At 69.0% G+C, this 16,409-nt stretch carries 13 protein-coding genes; 10 read left to right on the top strand and 3 right to left on the bottom strand.

All coding sequences use genetic code 11. The features are described from left to right. Positions 1-14 precede the first annotated feature (14 nt). The 3 genes from GS4_RS13230 (at position 15) to GS4_RS13220 (ending at position 4,973) form a co-directional block, all read left to right on the top strand. A complete protein-coding gene (locus GS4_RS13230) occupies positions 15-1,703 on the top strand; it encodes an ABC transporter substrate-binding protein (RefSeq protein WP_007621312.1) in 1,689 nt (562 codons plus the stop codon). 6 nt (positions 1,704-1,709) lie between these two features. Continuing rightward, entirely contained in the window at positions 1,710-2,345 is a 636-nt protein-coding gene (locus GS4_RS13225) for an adenine phosphoribosyltransferase (protein ID WP_007621310.1), read from the top strand. A gap of 192 nt (positions 2,346-2,537) precedes the next feature. Beyond that, positions 2,538-4,973, top strand: coding sequence for a RelA/SpoT family protein (locus GS4_RS13220; protein ID WP_007621309.1), 2,436 nt, complete (start codon positions 2,538-2,540; stop codon positions 4,971-4,973). An 84-nt stretch (positions 4,974-5,057) separates the two neighbouring features. Here the strand turns inward: GS4_RS13220 and GS4_RS13215 are convergent, their stop codons facing one another. Next, positions 5,058-5,990 carry a peptidylprolyl isomerase gene (locus GS4_RS13215; protein ID WP_007621307.1) on the bottom strand — a complete coding sequence of 311 codons (933 nt, stop codon included), beginning with the start codon at positions 5,988-5,990 and terminating at the stop codon, positions 5,058-5,060. Between the two features lie 309 nt (positions 5,991-6,299). Here GS4_RS13215 and GS4_RS13210 point away from each other — a divergent pair, with 309 nt between their 5' ends. The 6 genes from GS4_RS13210 to GS4_RS13185 all read left to right on the top strand — a co-directional run bounded on the left by GS4_RS13210 (position 6,300) and on the right by GS4_RS13185 (position 11,608). Continuing rightward, positions 6,300-7,025: an MBL fold metallo-hydrolase gene (locus GS4_RS13210; protein WP_007621300.1), complete on the top strand. Its 726-nt coding sequence runs from the start codon at positions 6,300-6,302 to the stop codon at positions 7,023-7,025. Next, positions 7,022-8,287, top strand: coding sequence for a histidine--tRNA ligase (gene hisS, locus GS4_RS13205; protein WP_007621298.1), 1,266 nt, complete (start codon positions 7,022-7,024; stop codon positions 8,285-8,287). The genes GS4_RS13210 and hisS overlap by 4 nt, the downstream gene beginning before the upstream one ends. A gap of 109 nt (positions 8,288-8,396) precedes the next feature. Further along, entirely contained in the window at positions 8,397-8,840 is a 444-nt protein-coding gene (locus GS4_RS13200) for a YciI family protein (protein ID WP_007621297.1), read from the top strand. Continuing rightward, positions 8,840-10,153 carry a DUF6596 domain-containing protein gene (locus GS4_RS13195; protein ID WP_007621296.1) on the top strand — a complete coding sequence of 438 codons (1,314 nt, stop codon included), beginning with the start codon at positions 8,840-8,842 and terminating at the stop codon, positions 10,151-10,153. The genes GS4_RS13200 and GS4_RS13195 overlap by 1 nt, the downstream gene beginning before the upstream one ends. Before the next feature lie 76 nt (positions 10,154-10,229). After that, a complete protein-coding gene (locus GS4_RS13190) occupies positions 10,230-10,685 on the top strand; it encodes a hypothetical protein (RefSeq protein WP_007621295.1) in 456 nt (151 codons plus the stop codon). A 71-nt stretch (positions 10,686-10,756) separates the two neighbouring features. Then, positions 10,757-11,608 (top strand): sporulation protein, encoded by an 852-nt coding sequence (locus GS4_RS13185; protein WP_245555663.1) that lies wholly within the window; start codon positions 10,757-10,759, stop codon positions 11,606-11,608. A gap of 137 nt (positions 11,609-11,745) precedes the next feature. Here GS4_RS13185 and GS4_RS13180 read toward each other — a convergent pair whose 3' ends face one another. Both GS4_RS13180 and ypfJ read right to left on the bottom strand, forming a co-directional pair. Continuing rightward, complete coding sequence (locus GS4_RS13180; RefSeq protein ID WP_007621293.1) at positions 11,746-13,452, bottom strand: DUF885 domain-containing protein; 1,707 nt, start codon at positions 13,450-13,452, stop codon at positions 11,746-11,748. Positions 13,453-13,462: 10 nt separating this feature from the next. Then, on the bottom strand, positions 13,463-14,335 hold the full coding sequence (gene ypfJ / locus GS4_RS13175; protein ID WP_007621292.1) for a KPN_02809 family neutral zinc metallopeptidase: 873 nt from the start codon (positions 14,333-14,335) through the stop codon (positions 13,463-13,465). A 206-nt stretch (positions 14,336-14,541) separates the two neighbouring features. On the opposite strand from ypfJ, the gene aspS reads away from it, so the two are divergent. Then, positions 14,542-16,371 (top strand): aspartate--tRNA ligase, encoded by a 1,830-nt coding sequence (gene aspS, locus GS4_RS13170; protein ID WP_007621291.1) that lies wholly within the window; start codon positions 14,542-14,544, stop codon positions 16,369-16,371. The last annotated feature ends 38 nt before the right edge of the window (positions 16,372-16,409 follow it).

Genomic DNA, 16,409 nt, shown 5'->3' with positions numbered 1-16,409 from the left:
CCGGGGACGTGACCATGCGGAAGGGACTCGGCGTCCGGTTGGTCGCCGGGATCTCGGCGCTGGTCGCGACCGCTGCCCTGGTCAGCGCCTGCGGTGACGACGGTCCGCCGACCATCCACTATGTGGTCGATGCGACCGTCGACAGTTACAACGCGAACACGGTGGCAGGCAATGCCAATGGCGTGGTGATGGCGACGGCCCGCGTCCTGCCGGGGTTCTCGTTGCTCGGCGCGGCCGGTCAGGTGACGCCCGACCGCGACATGGCCACGGCGACCGTTCTACCCGGCCCCGACCTCGCGGTCCGGTACGACATCAACCCCGAGGCCGTGTTCTCCGACGGCACCGCTGTCGACTGCGATGACGTCGTCCTGGCGTGGGCGGCGATGAGCGGCCGGTATCCCGGTTTCACCCCCGCGACCACCGCCGGGTATCGCGACATCTCGGCGGTCGACTGCGCGGCCGGCGACAAGGCCGTCACGGTGCGTTTCGCGCCGGGGCGCGCCTATCGCGACTGGGCCGGACTCTTCGGTGCGGGCACGCTCGTCCCCGCGCAGGTGGTGGCCCGTCAGGCCGGCGTGCCCGACGTGGTGGCGCCGATCCGCGCAGGTGACCGGAATGCGGTCGGGAAGATCGCGCGGGCCTGGAACACGGGTCTCGACCTGCAACCCGGGCCGATCGACGAAGCGCGTCTACCGTCCTCGGGACCGTACCGGGTCGATCGGTACTCCACATCCGGAGGACTCGTGCTGGTGCCGAATCCTCGATGGTGGGGTGACCGGCCGAAGGCCGACCGGATAGTCATCTGGGGACGCGACACGGAGGACGCGTCCGATCGCGTCGGCGGCGAAGGCCACGGGGTGGTCGACATCACCGGGGGACTGGTGCCCGCGGCCGATGCGACCGCAGATGCCTCGGGAGCGTGGGCGCCGCAGCGGGCTTCCGGGGTGCAAGAGCTCGTGTTGTCCCAGCGCGGTGTCTTCGGCGATCCGCTCGTCCGACAGGCATTCGCGTCATGTCTACCCCGTGACGATCTCGCCCGGCGATTCGGCCAAGGCGCCCAGATCTGGAACCTGCGTTCGCTTGCTCCGTCGAATGCACTGGCGGGGCAGCTCAATTCGGCGTTCGGCCAGCGCTACCTGCGTGCCGACATCGGTCGGTCGCGGACCCTGCTGGGGCAGCGCGCCACGGCGACCGACGGCTCCACACAACCGCCAGTCCGGGTGCGGATCGGGTACCGCGCGCCGGCCCCCCGTTGGGGTGAGATGGTCGCCGTGATCGCCGACTCGTGTCGCCGCGCGGGCATCGCCGTCGACGATGCGGGAGGAACGGACTGGTCTCCGTCGGGACTCGGACGGACCGCCGACGCCGCACTGGTCGCAGGCGGTGCATCCACAGCCGCCGCGGGAGCCGCGGTGCCGACTCGGGATTCGTATCAGCTCCACGCGCGGGATCCGTTGAACCTGGGCGGCTTCCAGAGCGGCGCGGTGACCAGCGCGATCGACACGCTCGCCGTCGTCGACAACGCGGGAGAGCGCTTGCGCCTCACGCGGGCCGTGGAGAACGCGGCCTGGGGCGATGTCGCCTCCGTCCCGCTGTTCGCCGCGCCCCGGATCCAGCGCACGTCCGGGGTCGCTAACGTGGTGCCCGGCCAGTCCCGGACCGGGACCGGATGGAACATGGATCGTTGGATCCTGGAGGGATGAACCGCCATGGCGCCTGACGATGCCGCCCGCTCCGCCCGGCGGGACCCGGCCGACCAGGATTCCGTCGAGCGAGGCACTGCGGACGAGGTGACCTCGAAGGCCGTCGACCGCGCTCGGGCCGCCATCGATCGCCACGTGCGTCTGGTCGACGACTTCCCCAGTCCCGGCATCGCCTTCAAGGACCTCACCCCGGTACTCGCCGACCCCGAGGGACTGTCGGCGATCGTGACCGCGCTGACCCACGGCTGCCGGGGCATAGACCTCGTGGCCGGCATCGACGCCCGCGGATTCCTCCTCGGCGGTGCGGTGGCGCGTGAACTCGAGGTCGGCGTCCTGGCAGTGCGCAAGGCGGGGAAGCTCCCGCCGCCGGTGCACAGCACCACCTACACACTCGAATACGGCACGGCCAGTCTCGAGATCCCGGCCGACGGACTCGACCTCGCCGGTCGCCGTGTCCTGCTCGTCGACGACGTCCTCGCGACCGGCGGCACCGCCGTCGCGGCCGCGAAGCTCCTGACCGACGCCGGTGCGGAGATCGTCGGCGTCGCGGTGGTGATGGAGCTCGCCGCGTTGGGTGGGCGCTCGACGATCGCCGACGGGTTGGGCCCCGACATCGGGGTGCATGCGGTCACCGTCGACTGAGCCCGCGCCGGTCGACCCAAGTGTCGACGCAAGTGTCGACTCATCTGTCGACGGGCGGCCGACGGCATCCGAGCGGGCGTCGCCGGTCCTCCCACGCCGTCGAGCGCACTAGACTCGACACGTCGACATCGTGGAACCCACGGCGGATTCATGACCTCGGCAGAGGATGTCGACGGTGTGAGAGGAGGGACGATGGCCGAGGAATTCGATTCCGACGGGGCGCCTGCCGGCGCCGTGGACAGTCATCCCACCCCGACGGAGAACGGTGTCGCGATCGGTGGGAACGGTCACGCCGGTTCGGACACCGGTGAGCAGGACGCCGATCGGGCGGCAGCGTCCTCGGTGACGTCGGCGGCCGCCGGTGCGTCGTCGGCATCGCGGCGCGTGCGTGCTCGCCTGGCCCGTCGGATGACCGCGACCCGCAGCCAGGTCCGACCGGTGCTCGAGCCGTTGGTGACCTTGCACCGCGAGATCTACCCCAAGGCCGACACCGCCCTGCTCCAACAGGCCTACGACGTCGCCGACGAGCGACACACCGGCCAGGTCCGCAAGTCGGGGGACCCCTACATCACCCACCCGCTCGCCGTCGCGACGATCCTCGCCGACCTCGGGATGGACACCACGACCCTCGTCGCCGCACTCCTCCACGACACGGTGGAGGACACCGGGTACTCGCTCGAGCAACTGGAGTCCGAATTCGGCTCCGAGGTCGCTCATCTCGTCGACGGCGTCACGAAGCTCGACAAGGTCGCACTCGGCAGCGCGGCCGAGGCCGAGACCATCCGCAAGATGATCATCGCGATGGCTCGTGACCCGCGGGTGCTGGTCATCAAGGTGGCCGACCGTCTGCACAACATGCGCACCATGCGCTTCCTCCCGCCGGAGAAGCAGGCGCGCAAGGCCCGCGAGACGCTCGAGGTGATCGCCCCGCTGGCCCACCGCCTGGGTATGGCGACGGTCAAGTGGGAGCTCGAGGACCTCTCGTTCGCGATCCTGCACCCGAAACGCTACGAGGAGATCGTCCGGCTCGTCGCCGACCGCGCGCCCTCCCGCGACACCTATCTCGCGCGCGTACGCGCCGACATCAACAACGCGTTGAGCGCCGCGCGCATCTCCGCAACCGTCGAGGGCAGGCCGAAGCACTACTGGTCGATCTATCAGAAGATGATCGTCAAAGGCCGCGAGTTCGACGACATCCACGACCTCGTCGGCATGCGGATCCTCTGTGACCAGGTGCGCGACTGCTACGCCGCGGTCGGTGTCGTGCACTCGCTGTGGCAGCCGATGGCCGGACGATTCAAGGACTACATCGCGCAGCCCCGGTTCGGGGTCTACCAGTCGTTGCACACCACGGTGATCGGTCCGGAGGGCAAGCCGCTGGAGGTGCAGATCCGGACCACCGACATGCATCGGACCGCGGAGTTCGGCATCGCCGCACACTGGCGGTACAAGGAGACCCGCAACCGGGGCAAGACGGCCAAGCGCCCCTCCGATTCCGCCGAGATCGACGACATGGCGTGGATGCGCCAACTACTCGACTGGCAACGCGAGGCCGCCGACCCTGGCGAATTCCTGGAGTCGCTGCGCTACGACCTCGCGGTCAAGGAGATCTTCGTCTTCACCCCGAAGGGCGACGTGGTGACGCTCCCGGCGGGATCGACGCCGGTCGACTTCGCCTACGCGGTGCACACCGAGGTCGGCCATCGCTGCATCGGGGCCCGGGTGAACGGTCGGCTGGTCGCACTCGAGCGTCAGTTGGAGAACGGCGAGGTCGTCGAGGTGTTCACCTCGAAGGCGTTGACCGCTGGACCGTCGAAGGACTGGCAGAACTTCGTGGTCTCGCCACGAGCGAAGGCCAAGATCCGGCAGTGGTTCGCCAAGGAACGTCGCGAGGAGGCTCTCGAGGCGGGTAAAGACGCGATCGGCAAAGAGGTGCGCCGTGGCGGCCTGCCGTTGCAGCGCTTGATGAGTGCGGAGTCGATGTCGGCGGTGGCCACCGAGCTACGCTTCACCGACGTCACCGCGTTGTACACCGCGGTCGGCGAACACCACGTGTCCGCACGGCATGTCGTGAACCGACTCGTGGCCGCCCTCGGTGGGATCGACGAGGCGGCCGAGGAGATCGCCGAACGTTCCACGCCGTCGACCATGCCGACCCGGACCCGACACGGCGGCGATGCCGGGGTCGTGGTCGAGGGCGTCGACAACGTGCTGGTGAAACTCGCCAAGTGTTGTACACCCGTACCGGGTGACGAGATCCTCGGGTTCGTCACCCGCGGCGGCGGCATCAGTGTCCACCGCACCGACTGCACCAATGCGGACTCCCTGCAGGGGCAATCGGAGCGGATCATCGACGTGACCTGGGCGCCTTCTCCGTCGTCGGTCTTCCTGGTGGCGATCCAGGTCGAGGCGCTCGATCGCTCCCGTTTGCTGTCCGATGTCACCAGGGTGCTCGCCGACGAGCGAGTCAACATCTTGTCGGCATCGGTGACGACGAGTCGCGATCGGGTGGCCATCAGCAAGTTCACCTTCGAGATGGGCGACCCGAAACACCTCGGGCACGTCCTCAACGTCGTCCGCAACGTCGAGGGTGTCTACGACGTCTATCGCGTGACGTCGGCGGCCTGAGCGTCGCACGTACCATCTGTACGAAACGACCCCGGGCCGAGGCCACGGGGTCGTTTCGGTAGGTCGTCTTGCCGGACCGGCTGATCAGTCCTCGTTGCCGCTGACGGTCGCGGTGGTGATGTCGACCGGCTCCTTCGGGCGACCGTCCTCGGCGCTACCGCCGGGACCCGGTGTGAGACCGGCCTTCTGGATGCTGTCGAGAACGCCGAAGCCCTTCTCGTCGACCTTGCCGACCACGGTGTAGTTCGGCGCGAGCTGACTGTCCTGCAGGACCACGAAGAACTGGCTGGAACCGGTGTTCGACTGTCCCGACTGGGGGTTGTTGCTGTTCGCGATCGCGATGGTGCCGCGCGGGTAGAGGACCGGCGCCGTGCCCGACATGGGGTCGGCCTGACCGGCGGGCTTGAGGTCGGTCGGCAACTCGTCGGGGCTCGACCAGCCGGGTCCGCCTGCACCGGTGGCCGTCGGATCGCCGCACTGGAGAACCTTCAGCGTCTGGCTGTTGGTGAGACGGTGGCAGTTGGTCCCGTTGTAGAAGCCGTTCTCCGCCAGCGTCGCGATGGCGCCGGTGTTGCACGGAGAGCCGTTGCGGTCCAACGTGATCGGGATGGCGCCGCGGTTGGTGCCGAGCGTGAGGTCGACCGTCCCCTCCTTCAGCTGGCGATCGCCGGGCTTGGGGGAGGTGCGCTGCTTGGCCTCGCCGGCACGCATCTCGTCGAGGTACTGCTGCGCCTGGGCCCGCTGGTTGGCGGGCACCTCGGCGGGTACCTCCTTGGGGAGCTCGGAGAAGCGACTCGGTTGGTCCTCGTACGAGCAGGACGCCCAGCGGGCTGCCTCGCGGTCGTCGAGGATCTTCTTCACGATGAGTGTCGTCGCGGTGGCGACGATCGCCACGACCACGACGGTGGACACCGAGGCGATGATGACCTTGCGGCGCCGGGCCACCTGTCGTTCCCGCTCGAGGCGCTCTTCCAGCTTGCGCTTGGCGGCCTCGCGACGTTCCTCATTGGTGGACACGCTGGTTGACCCTCCCTGACCTGGTGTAACGGCCTGTCATCGTCGTCGGCATCGTCTGTCGGCGTCGGCCGGCAACAGATCGCCGGGCACGTTTCGGCGCCGATGGTACCGCGACACTGCAGTGTGCCAGCCCAACCTGAGAGTCACCGACAGCGGGTCGCGCGTCGGTGTCGATCCCGGGCGGCCGTCGGCGATGCGGGCGCTGGCCGGAGGCGGTCGGTGACCTTTTGCGACAATGGACGTCCACCCGTCGCGCACCCGCGTGTCGGACGACGAGCGGCCGCCGGTCGAGGACAGGGGAGGACACCGATGCTGATCACGGGGTTCGCCGCAGGCATGTTCCAGACCAACTGCTATCTGCTCGCCCCGGCGGCCGGCGGGGACGCGGTCGTCATCGACCCCGGGCAGGATGCTGCGCCGCGTGTGCGCGAGCTGCTCGCCGAGCACGACCTCAACCCGGTCGCGGTGCTGCTCACGCACGGTCATCTGGACCACACCTGGAACGCTGCGGAGCTGTGTGACGAGTATTCCATTCCCGCCTACATCCACGCCGACGACCGTCCGATGCTCGCCGACCCGGCGCGGGGGCTGGGACGGGCGCTCGGTCCGATGTTGGGTGACATGGAGTTCCATGAGCCGGAGAAGGTCGTCGAGTTCGTCGACCGTGAGCCCGTCGAGGTCGCCGGCCTGCGACTGTCGGTCGACCTGGCCCCTGGCCACACCCAGGGGTCGGTGTTGCTGGGACTCGACGTCCCCGTGACGGACGAGGGCGGCGACCAGGTCAGGGTTCCGGTCGTGTTCTCCGGCGACGTCCTCTTCGCCGGTTCGATCGGGCGGACCGACCTGCCCGGCGGGGATCATCAGCAGTTGCTGACCTCCATCGCGGACCGGCTCCTGCCCCTGTCCGACGACACCCAGGTCCTTCCCGGACACGGACCGCAGACCAGTATCGGCGCCGAGCGCCGTACCAACCCATTCCTTGCCGACCTCGACCCCGGCAGCCCACCCCCGACGAAGGGACGATTCGGACTGTGAGCGCAGACTTCCAGGCGCCCCGCGGCATCCCGGACTATTTTCCGCCCGATTCGGCGGATTTCCGTGCCGTGCGCGACACGCTCACCGAGGCCGCGCGGCTCGCCGGGTACGGGCACATCGAGTTGCCGGTCTTCGAGGACACCGCACTGTTCGCGCGCGGTGTCGGTGAGTCGACCGATGTCGTGAGCAAGGAGATGTACACCTTCGCCGATCGCGGCGATCGTTCGGTCACGCTGCGGCCGGAGGGCACCGCCGGCGTCATGCGTGCAGTCATCCAGCACGGCCTCGATCGCGGCCAGCTCCCGGTGAAGCTCTGCTACTCGGGACCCTTCTTCCGCTACGAGAAGCCGCAGACCGGTCGTTACCGCCAGCTGCAGCAGGTCGGCGTCGAGGCCATCGGTGTCGACGACCCGGCCCTGGACGCCGAGGTCATCGCGATCTCCGACGAGGGCTATCGCCGACTCGGTCTGTCGGGGTTCCGGTTGGAGATCACGTCCCTGGGGGACGACGAGACCCGGCCGCGGTACCGAGAGGCCCTGCAGGAGTTCCTGTTCGGTCTCGACCTCGACGAGCCGACGCGCCAGCGGGCGCAGCTCAACCCGCTGCGGGTCCTGGACGACAAGCGTCCCGAGATCAAGGAGGCCACGGCCGGCGCGCCGCTGCTGATCGATTATCTCTCCGACGATTCGCGAGCCCACTTCGACGCGGTGCTCGGCCACCTCGATCGGCTGGGTGTGCCGTACGTCCGCAACCCGCGCCTCGTCCGAGGGCTCGACTACTACACCAAGACGACGTTCGAGTTCGTGCACGACGGACTGGGCGCGCAGTCGGGGATCGGCGGCGGTGGCCGCTACGACGGCCTCATGCGGCAGCTCGGCGGCAAGCAGGACCTGTCCGGCATCGGTTTCGGGCTCGGCGTCGACCGGACGCTGCTGGCGCTGCGAGCCGAGGAGGTCGCCTCGCGCGGTATCGAACGCGTCGCGGTGTTCGGTGTGCCGCTCGGCGCCGACGCGAAGACCGAACTGGTGACCCTTGCCGGTCGGCTGCGTGCGGTCGGGATCGCGGTGGATCTGGCCTACGGCGATCGTGGCCTCAAGGGCGCGATGAAGGCCGCGGATCGCAGCGGGGCACGACTGGCGCTGGTGCTGGGTGACCGTGAGCTCGCCGAGCGCACGATCGACGTCAAGGACCTCCGCACCGGGGAGCAGCAGCAGCTGCCACTCGACACGATCGTCGACGACATCCGACGTCTCCTCGTCTGAGAGTCCCGCCGAATCCGATCGTGGACCCGATCTGTCGATTTTCGCGAGGCGTGTTCGACAAGATGGTGTGACCATTCCGCGTCACTCCGTCCGAACAAGGAGATCGACGATGACCGACACCTACGCCTTTCTGATCCGGGAGCCCGACTGGGACTCCGACCGATACCTCGCCGGTCCCGGCGACGAGCGCGCCGGGTCGTACGACGGCCGGGCGCCGGGCGCGATGGGGGCGACGCAGACCCGTGATCGAACCGCGGTGGCGGCCGACCCGGACTTCGCCGCCCACAAGCGCTTCCAACAGGCCGTCGCCGATCTCGGCGCGACCATCGTCGGTGGAGCCGCCCTGCAGAATCTGCGCCACGGCGGGCGATGTGTGCCCGGACGTGACGGCTCCGCACCGCACTTCACCGACGCGTCCTACGCCGAGTCCTCCGACGTCATCACGGGCTTCTACCTGGTCGCCGTCGATGACGAGGAGCAGGCTCGACGCATCGCAGCGCTGGTCCCGACCGGTAACGCGGTGGAGTGGCGCAAGGTCTTTCCGAGCGACTGATGGGCGACGGAGCGGGACCGTCCGGTTCCGGGATCACGCCGGAGGCCTTCGTCGCGGCCTGGCCGTCGGTGGTGCGGGCGTTGTTGACGATCACCGGGTCGGCCGACGATGCCGAGGAGTTCGCCGCCGAGGCCTTCGCGCGTGCCGCCGAGCAGTCCGAACCCCCGGTGTCGCTCTGCGCGTGGTGTGTCGCTGCCGGACGTAGGGCCTGGATCGACACGGTCCGACGTCGTGTCGTCGCCGAGCGGGTGACCGAGCAGATCGCCCGCTCGGCCGTCGATCCCGGAGGCGTCGACCTCACCGACCCCGGTTCGGGGGGAGTGGATGACGCCGATCCGGGTGATGCCGGCTGGGGACCGGGAATCGACGACCGCATCGCGTTGATGTTCGTGGCCTGTGACGACGAACTGACCGAAGGCGCGCGCCTGGTATTGGCCCTGCGACTGGTCTGCGGTCTGCGTACCGCCGACATCGCTCGCCTGCTCGGGATCGAGCCGGCGACCGCTGCGGCACGACTCACGCGCGCCAAACGGACACTCGCCTCCGCCCGGCCGGGTTTCCGGCTCGCCGATCGCTCTCAGCGGCGCCTGCGTCTACCGACGGTCCTCGACTGCCTGTCGCTCATGTTCACCCACGGTCACCGGGTGGACTTCGTCCCGCGCGATGCACTCACCGACACCGCGTCGGCCGCCCTCGGGATCGTCGACGACCTCGTCGGGATGTACCCGGACGACACCGAGGTGCGAGGACTCCGAGCGGTGATGAGACTCGGACTGGCCCGTCGGGCGGGACGCGTCGACGACGGCGGTGCCGCGGTCCCGGCGTGCGAGGTGGATCGCACCCGATGGGATCGCCGGATGGTCGCCGCCGGCCTGGACGACGCGAGTCGGGCGGCGACGGCACCGGGTCGGTTCGCGCTCGAGGCCGCCATCGCCGGCCTGCATTGTTCGCCGGCCGAGTTCGACCGAATCGATTGGGCCGCAATGGTCACGCTGTATCGCGCGTTGGAAGCCGTCTGGCCGTCGCCCGCGGTCGTCGTCGCTCGTGCGGTGGCGGTCTCGTATGCCACCGGAACCGACGCGATGCTGGAGAGCGAGCTCACCGACATCGTGGAGAGCGGTCCGGCGTACGCCGCCCGAGATGCTGCGTTGGCGCTCGCCGACATCGAGTGGCGCGATGGCCGAACCGCCGACGCGCGGCAGCGATACCACGACCTTGCCGAGTCGACGCTGCCCGATCCCGTCCTGCGGTTCTGTCGGCGCCGGTCGGGGAGTGCGCGCGGTGAGGGTCGCGGTGTGACCCGGTCGGCGTGATCTGGACGATCCAGTGCCTGACGAGGTCTACGATCACCACGCAGGTGCGCCGAGCCGCGCACGGGAAGAAGGCGCCATGACCGTCGCCCCGCCGCCACCCTCCGACGAGCCGTCACCGCCGCCGCGTGGTCCCACCCGTGACGAGCGTCAGAATCGAACAGCCGAGCCGCCGCCACCGGAGCGCGGCCTGACGCGGGACGAACGGGGCCGCGATTTGAGTGCGGCGCAGGCCGACGTCGAGGCCGAGACCTCCACGGTCCGTCGCTATCTGCGGTCGATGAGCCCGCGGTACGTGTTGTCGATGGCGGAGGGATATCCGGTCGGGATCAAGCAGTTCCTCCAGTTCTGCCTGATCCTGATCTACCCGGCCTGGGTGTTCGCGATCCTGGTCGGCGCAGTCGTCCACGGGGTCTTCTACGTCACGATCTATCCGCTGCTGCTCCTGCTGTTCTGGCCGCTGCGCGCGTACCAGAAGCGACATCACCCCGAGGAGTACGCGGCGGTGCAGGCCAGACACTCGAAGAAGAGATAGTGGGTCTCTTCGATCGGTCGGGTGGGGTTCGACTCGCGGTCGCACCGGGGGTCGTCCGACCCGGTACGACCGTGACAGCCCAGATCACGACCGGCTCGCCCATCGGCAGGGTGACTGCGGCGACGCTGGAGTGGGGCTACGACAACGCTTACCGCTATCACTGGGCGGGGCGAGCAGACGCAGCGGCCAGCGCCGGCAACGACTCGCTGCTGACCGCCGGACAGGTGGGCACGAACTACGGGAGCGAGCGCGAGACCCGCGACTGGGTGTGTGTCCAGCGGGTCGACCTACAACTCGCAACGGACGAGTTCGCCGAAGCCGCAGCCGATTTCCGAGTGCCATCCTGGGCGCCGGGATCGTCGTCGGAACTCGTCCGGTGGGGATGCCGGCTCCTGATCGCGCGTCGTGGCCGCGACATCGACGCCCGCGGCGAGTTCGTCGTGGTGATAGGTGCATCGGACGCCGGCGGTGGGGTGGAGGTTGCAGGTCCACCGCCGGCGACCGAGCGCTATTGGGGCGACGGCGCCACGGATGTGGAGCTGCTCCTCTCCGAATCGGTGTTCGTCGCCGGACAGACGATCTCAGGCGAGGTCGTGCTGCAACCGAGATCGGATCTGCCGGAGGGTGATCTCGCGGTGTCCGCCCAACTGCGTCGCGACTTCCATCCGCTGGAGCGCTATCCGGCGCAGACCACCGAGGCAGACAGGCGCATCGTGCAGTTGGGCAAGAAGATCCCGCTGCGCGCCGGTGGTCGGACCGTCCTGCCGTTCGAGGTGCCCTTACCCGCCGACGCAGCCCCCTCCGGCCAGGCAGTGCACTCGTCGGTCTCCTGGTCCATCGCTGCGCGGCTCATGTACGCCGGCTTCTCCGGGCCCGGTATCGAGCGGGTACGTCGACCGATCGTGGTGGTGAATGCGGTGTGAGGGGGCAGTCGGCGCCGGAGGCGGTGGTCTGATGGCACGCGTATGTCGCGTCTGAGGCTCTTGTTCACTGATGTGATCAGCGTTGCAGCACAATGAGTTCCGTCGGCAGGAGCATTGTACTCGACGCTCGTGTCGCCTCAGGAGGTGCGCGTCAGCTCGTCGCGCAGGACGTCCAGGGTGACGCCGCCGAGCGCCAGGGCCCGGGTGTGGAAGTCCTTCAGCGACCAGTCCGGGTGGGCGGCCAGGGCTTGCCGGCGGGTCTGTTGCCAGACCCGCTGTCCCAGCGCGTACGACGGAGCCTGGCCGGGCCAGCCGAGGTAGCGATCGAGTTCGAACCGCAGTACCGACCGGTCCATCGCAACCGACCGGGTGAGGAAGGTCCACGCCTTGTCCGCATCCCAGGTGCCGCCACCCACCGACTCCGGTGCGGCCAGGCCGCAGTGCACACCGATGTCGACGACCACACGCGCGGCACGGAGGCGCTGGGAGTCGAGCATGCCCATCCGGTCGCCGGGATCGTCCAGGCGGCCGAGTTCGGCCATCAGGCGCTCCGCGTACAGGGCCCAGCCCTCGCCGTGGCCAGACGTGAACGAGGCCAGCTTGCGCCAGCTGTTGAGGTCGTCACTGACGATCGCCGACCCCAATTGCAGGTGATGACCGGGCACGCCCTCGTGGTACACGGTGGTCGTCTCCTGCCAGGTGTGGAACACCTCCTGGCCGGCGGGGACCGACCACCACATCCGGCCGGGGCGGCTCAGGTCAGCGGTGGGCTGGGTGTAGTAGATGACCCCGGTGGACGACGGGGCGAGTCGACATTCCAGGCGGGTGAGGCGCGCCGGGATCTCGAAGTGGGTGCCGCCGAGTTCGGCGACCGCGCGATCGGACAGGTCCTGCATCCACGCGACGAAGGCGTGCCGATCGGTGATCCGGTAGCGCGGGTCGGCGTCGAGTGCCTTCAACGCATCCTGGATGGTCCCGCCGGGCACGAGGTCGTCCGCGATGGCTTGCTGCTCCGCGATGATCTCGGCGAGATGATCGAGCGCCCACGCGTACGCCTCGTCGGGATCGACGTCGGCGCCCAGATAGGCGGGGAGATGGAGGAGGTAGCGCGCGCGGCCGACGGCATCGGTGTCGACCGCCGCGGCTGCGACATCGGACCGCAGGAACGCACCCATCTCGCCGAAGGCTGTTCGGGCCGCGGCGACCGCGGAGTCCAGCGCGTCGGTCAGGTCCGGGTCGTTCGCCACCGCGGCGATCGACGCGGTGATCCCGTCCACGGCGCGATCGGTCTGGTCGGCGACAGCCAGCACCTGGCGTCTGGCGATCGGCGGACCATGCGAGATTCGTTGGCGCAGAGCTCCGACGGCGGTGGACAAGGCCTCGGGTACGGCATCGAGGCGAGCGACGACGGTCGCGCGCGCCTCGGCGGAACCGGTGTCCATCAGGTCGAAGATGTCGCGGACCACCTGCACCGGCGAGGCGATGACGTTCAGGTCGCCGGTCATCTCACCGGCATCGGCGAGTGCAATGCGCCGCCGTAGCGTGGCGCTCATCGTCGCGATCGTGACTCGGTCGACGTCGTCCACAGGGAGTGCAGCAGCCAGGTCACGGAGAGCGGCGCGGTCGGTGTCGGCGCGAGCGGCGACGGCATCGGGGGAGAAGTCGGTCAATTCGCCATCGTGGCCGGCGATCCCGACCTCGGTGGCGAACACGGGGTCCTCGGCAGCCTGTCGCGCCAGGAAGTCATCGGCGATCGCATCGACCGGTGTCGGCCGGCGACGCCGATCCGACTCCCGATCCGGGTCTGCCGTTTCCTGCTCGGCCCCTGGGCCCGTGCCCGTCACAGGTCAGCCGTCACAGGTCGTTGGTCGCGAAGGTGTCGCACTGCCGGGCGTCACCACTGCGGTAGCCGGTGGTGAACCATCGTGAGCGCTGCGCTGCGGAGCCGTGAGTCCAGCCTTCGGGATTCGAGCGCGAACCCTGGATGGTGTCGTCGCCGATGGCTTTCGCCGTCTGGATCACCGTCGAGATCTGTTGCTGTGTCAGTGGTTCCAACAGGGCATCCGGGCCCTTGTCGGCGTGGTATGCCCAGACCCCGGCGAGGCAGTCGGCCTGGAGCTCGACCCGCACCGATCCCGACTGCGGCCCCTGCGACCCGAGTCGGTTGCCCTTCTGCAGAGCGCCGGTCAGGTTCTGGACGTGGTGGCCGTACTCGTGGGCCACCACGTACTCCTGCGCGAGCGGTCCGTCGCTGCCGCCCATCTGCTTGAGCTGGGCGAAGAACGACGGATCGAAGTAGGCGGTCTGGTCGGCCGGGCAGTAGAACGGCCCGGTCGCCGAACTCGCGGCGCCGCAGCCGGTGTTCACGCTGTCGCGGAAGATGACGGTCTTCGGCTCGGTGTAGCCCTGCAGTTGGTCGTTCCAGACATTGTTGACACTGTTCACGGTCGCGACGATCCGGCAGATGTCGTCGGTGTTGGCCTTCTCCAGGGTGCAGGAGTCGATCTGTTGCTGGATCTCGGCGCTGGTCCCGTTGTTGACGTTGCCCGCGCCGGTCGCCGATCCGCCGCCGGTGAGGTCGCCCGGGTTGATGCCGAAGAACAGCGCCACCAGCGTGATGATCAGCCCCGCGCCGCCGCCCAGGGCGATCCGCCCGGCGCCGCCTCCACCTCCGCCACCGCCGGACACACTGCTGGTGTCGAGTGGTCCGTCGCCCTGAAAAGTCATCGTGCTCCTCGGCGCTGTCCCGGTCCTCGGCGGACGCGGGGTGCGGTCTCTGCCACCGGTCAGCATATTCGCCACGGAGCCGTCGTGGCTGCACCTGCGCTCGCGTCGGGAAGGGGAGTGCCGACGGCCGACCCGCCGAACGTAGGATGAGGACCGTGTTCGACGGCCGTCGACGCCCATCTCCATGCTCTTCGGAAGGACTCTGAGTGCTCCGCACCCATCTCGCAGGTTCGTTGCGTCGCGCCGATGCGTCGCAGACCGTCACAGTCGCCGGTTGGGTGGCACGACGCCGCGATCACGGTGGTGTGGTGTTCATCGACCTCCGGGACAGCTCGGGTCTGGTCCAGGTCGTCTTCCGGGACGAGTCGGTGGCGGCGACGGCACACCGTCTGCGCGCCGAGTACGTCGTGGCGGTGACCGGTGTGGTCGAGGTGCGGCCCGAGGGCAGCGAGAACGCCAATCTCGCATCCGGTTCGATCGAGATCAACGCCCAGACTCTCGAGGTGCTCAACGAGTCGGCCCCGCTGCCGTTCCAACTCGACGAGTCTCCCGGTGAGGAGGCGCGCCTGCGGCACCGCTACCTGGACCTGCGTCGGGAGCGTCCGAACGCCGCACTGCGGTTGCGTTCCAAGGCCAATGCCGCCGCGCGCGGTGTGCTGGCCGAGCACGACTTCGTCGAGATCGAGACACCGACGCTCACCCGGTCCACCCCCGAAGGCGCCCGGGACTTCCTGGTGCCTGCGCGGTTGCAGCCGGGGACCTTCTACGCGCTGCCACAGAGCCCGCAGCTGTTCAAGCAGTTGCTGATGGTCGCGGGGATGGAGCGCTACTACCAGATCGCGCGCGCCTACCGCGACGAGGACTTCCGCGCCGATCGTCAGCCCGAGTTCACCCAGCTCGACATCGAGATGAGCTTCGTCGACCAGGACGACGTGATCGCACTGGCCGAGGAGGTCGTGGTCGCGCTGTGGAAGCTGATCGGCGTCGACATCCCCACGCCGATCAACCGCATCACCTACGCCGACGCGATGCGTCGATTCGGTTCGGACAAGCCGGATCTGCGCTTCGGCATCGAGTTGGTCGAATGCACCGAGTTCTTCGCCGACACCCCGTTCCGCGTGTTCCAGGCTCCGTATGTCGGTGCGGTGGTCATGCCCGGCGGGGCATCGCAGCCCCGACGACAGCTGGACGCCTGGCAGGAGTGGGCCAAGCAGCGCGGAGCGAAGGGACTCGCCTACGTCTTGGTCGGCGAGGACGGAACGCTCGGTGGGCCGGTCGCGAAGAACCTCTCCGACGCCGAACGTGAGGGACTGGTCGCGCATGTCGGAGCCTCGCCCGGTGACTGCGTCTTCTTCGCCGCCGGACCGGTCAAGGCCCAGCGTGCACTGCTGGGTGCCGCGCGCGGTGAGATCGCCCAGCGCCTAGGGCTCGTGAAGCATGATGACTGGGCCTTCACCTGGGTCGTCGATGCGCCGTTGTTCGAGCCGACCGACGACGCGACCGCCTCCGGTGATGTCGCCGTCGGATCGGGCGCCTGGACCGCGGTGCACCACGCGTTCACCTCGCCCAAACCGGAGTCGGTGTCCGCGTTGGAGTCCGATCCGGGCGCCGCGCTCGCCTACGCCTACGACATCGTCTGCAACGGCAACGAGATCGGCGGCGGATCGATCCGTATCCACCGCCGGGACGTCCAAGAGCGGGTCTTCGAGATCATGGGCATCGGTCACGACGAGGCCCAGGAGAAGTTCGGATTCCTGTTGGACGCCTTCGCCTACGGCGCACCTCCGCACGGAGGTATCGCCTTCGGCTGGGACCGGATCGTGGCGTTGCTCGCGGGTGAGAACTCCATCCGCGAGGTCATCGCCTTCCCGAAGTCCGGTGGCGGCGTCGACCCGCTCACCGACGCTCCGGCCGCGATCACGCCCGAACAGCGCAAGGAGTCGGGTATCGACGCCAAGCCGACGCCCCGCGGCGCGAAAGAGGCTCCCGCGCCGGCCGACACGACCGACGACGCAGTCGGAACGGCGCAGGCCTGAACCGGTGCGAACCCGTCGCGGCCCGCGACCGTCGGTCA

It is taken from the genome of Gordonia soli NBRC 108243 (assembly GCF_000334455.1).
In the GTDB taxonomy this organism is placed as follows: domain Bacteria; phylum Actinomycetota; class Actinomycetes; order Mycobacteriales; family Mycobacteriaceae; genus Gordonia; species Gordonia soli.
Note: the sequence above shows the minus strand (reverse complement) of the source record. Positions and strands in the feature narration are given on the sequence as shown.

Excerpts from the sequence above, each read along its gene's own strand:
- GS4_RS13220 (WP_007621309.1), top strand. The coding sequence starts at position 2,538 with ATGGCCGAGGAATTCGATTCCGACGGGGCGCCTGCCGGCGCCGTGGAC.
- GS4_RS13200 (WP_007621297.1), top strand. The coding sequence starts at position 8,397 with ATGACCGACACCTACGCCTTTCTGATCCGGGAGCCCGACTGGGACTCC.
- GS4_RS13225 (WP_007621310.1), top strand. The coding sequence starts at position 1,710 with ATGGCGCCTGACGATGCCGCCCGCTCCGCCCGGCGGGACCCGGCCGAC.
- GS4_RS13230 (WP_007621312.1), top strand. The coding sequence starts at position 15 with ATGCGGAAGGGACTCGGCGTCCGGTTGGTCGCCGGGATCTCGGCGCTG.
- GS4_RS13195 (WP_007621296.1), top strand. The coding sequence starts at position 8,840 with ATGGGCGACGGAGCGGGACCGTCCGGTTCCGGGATCACGCCGGAGGCC.
- ypfJ (WP_007621292.1), bottom strand. The coding sequence starts at position 14,335 with ATGACTTTTCAGGGCGACGGACCACTCGACACCAGCAGTGTGTCCGGC.
- GS4_RS13210 (WP_007621300.1), top strand. The coding sequence starts at position 6,300 with ATGCTGATCACGGGGTTCGCCGCAGGCATGTTCCAGACCAACTGCTAT.
- GS4_RS13190 (WP_007621295.1), top strand. The coding sequence starts at position 10,230 with ATGACCGTCGCCCCGCCGCCACCCTCCGACGAGCCGTCACCGCCGCCG.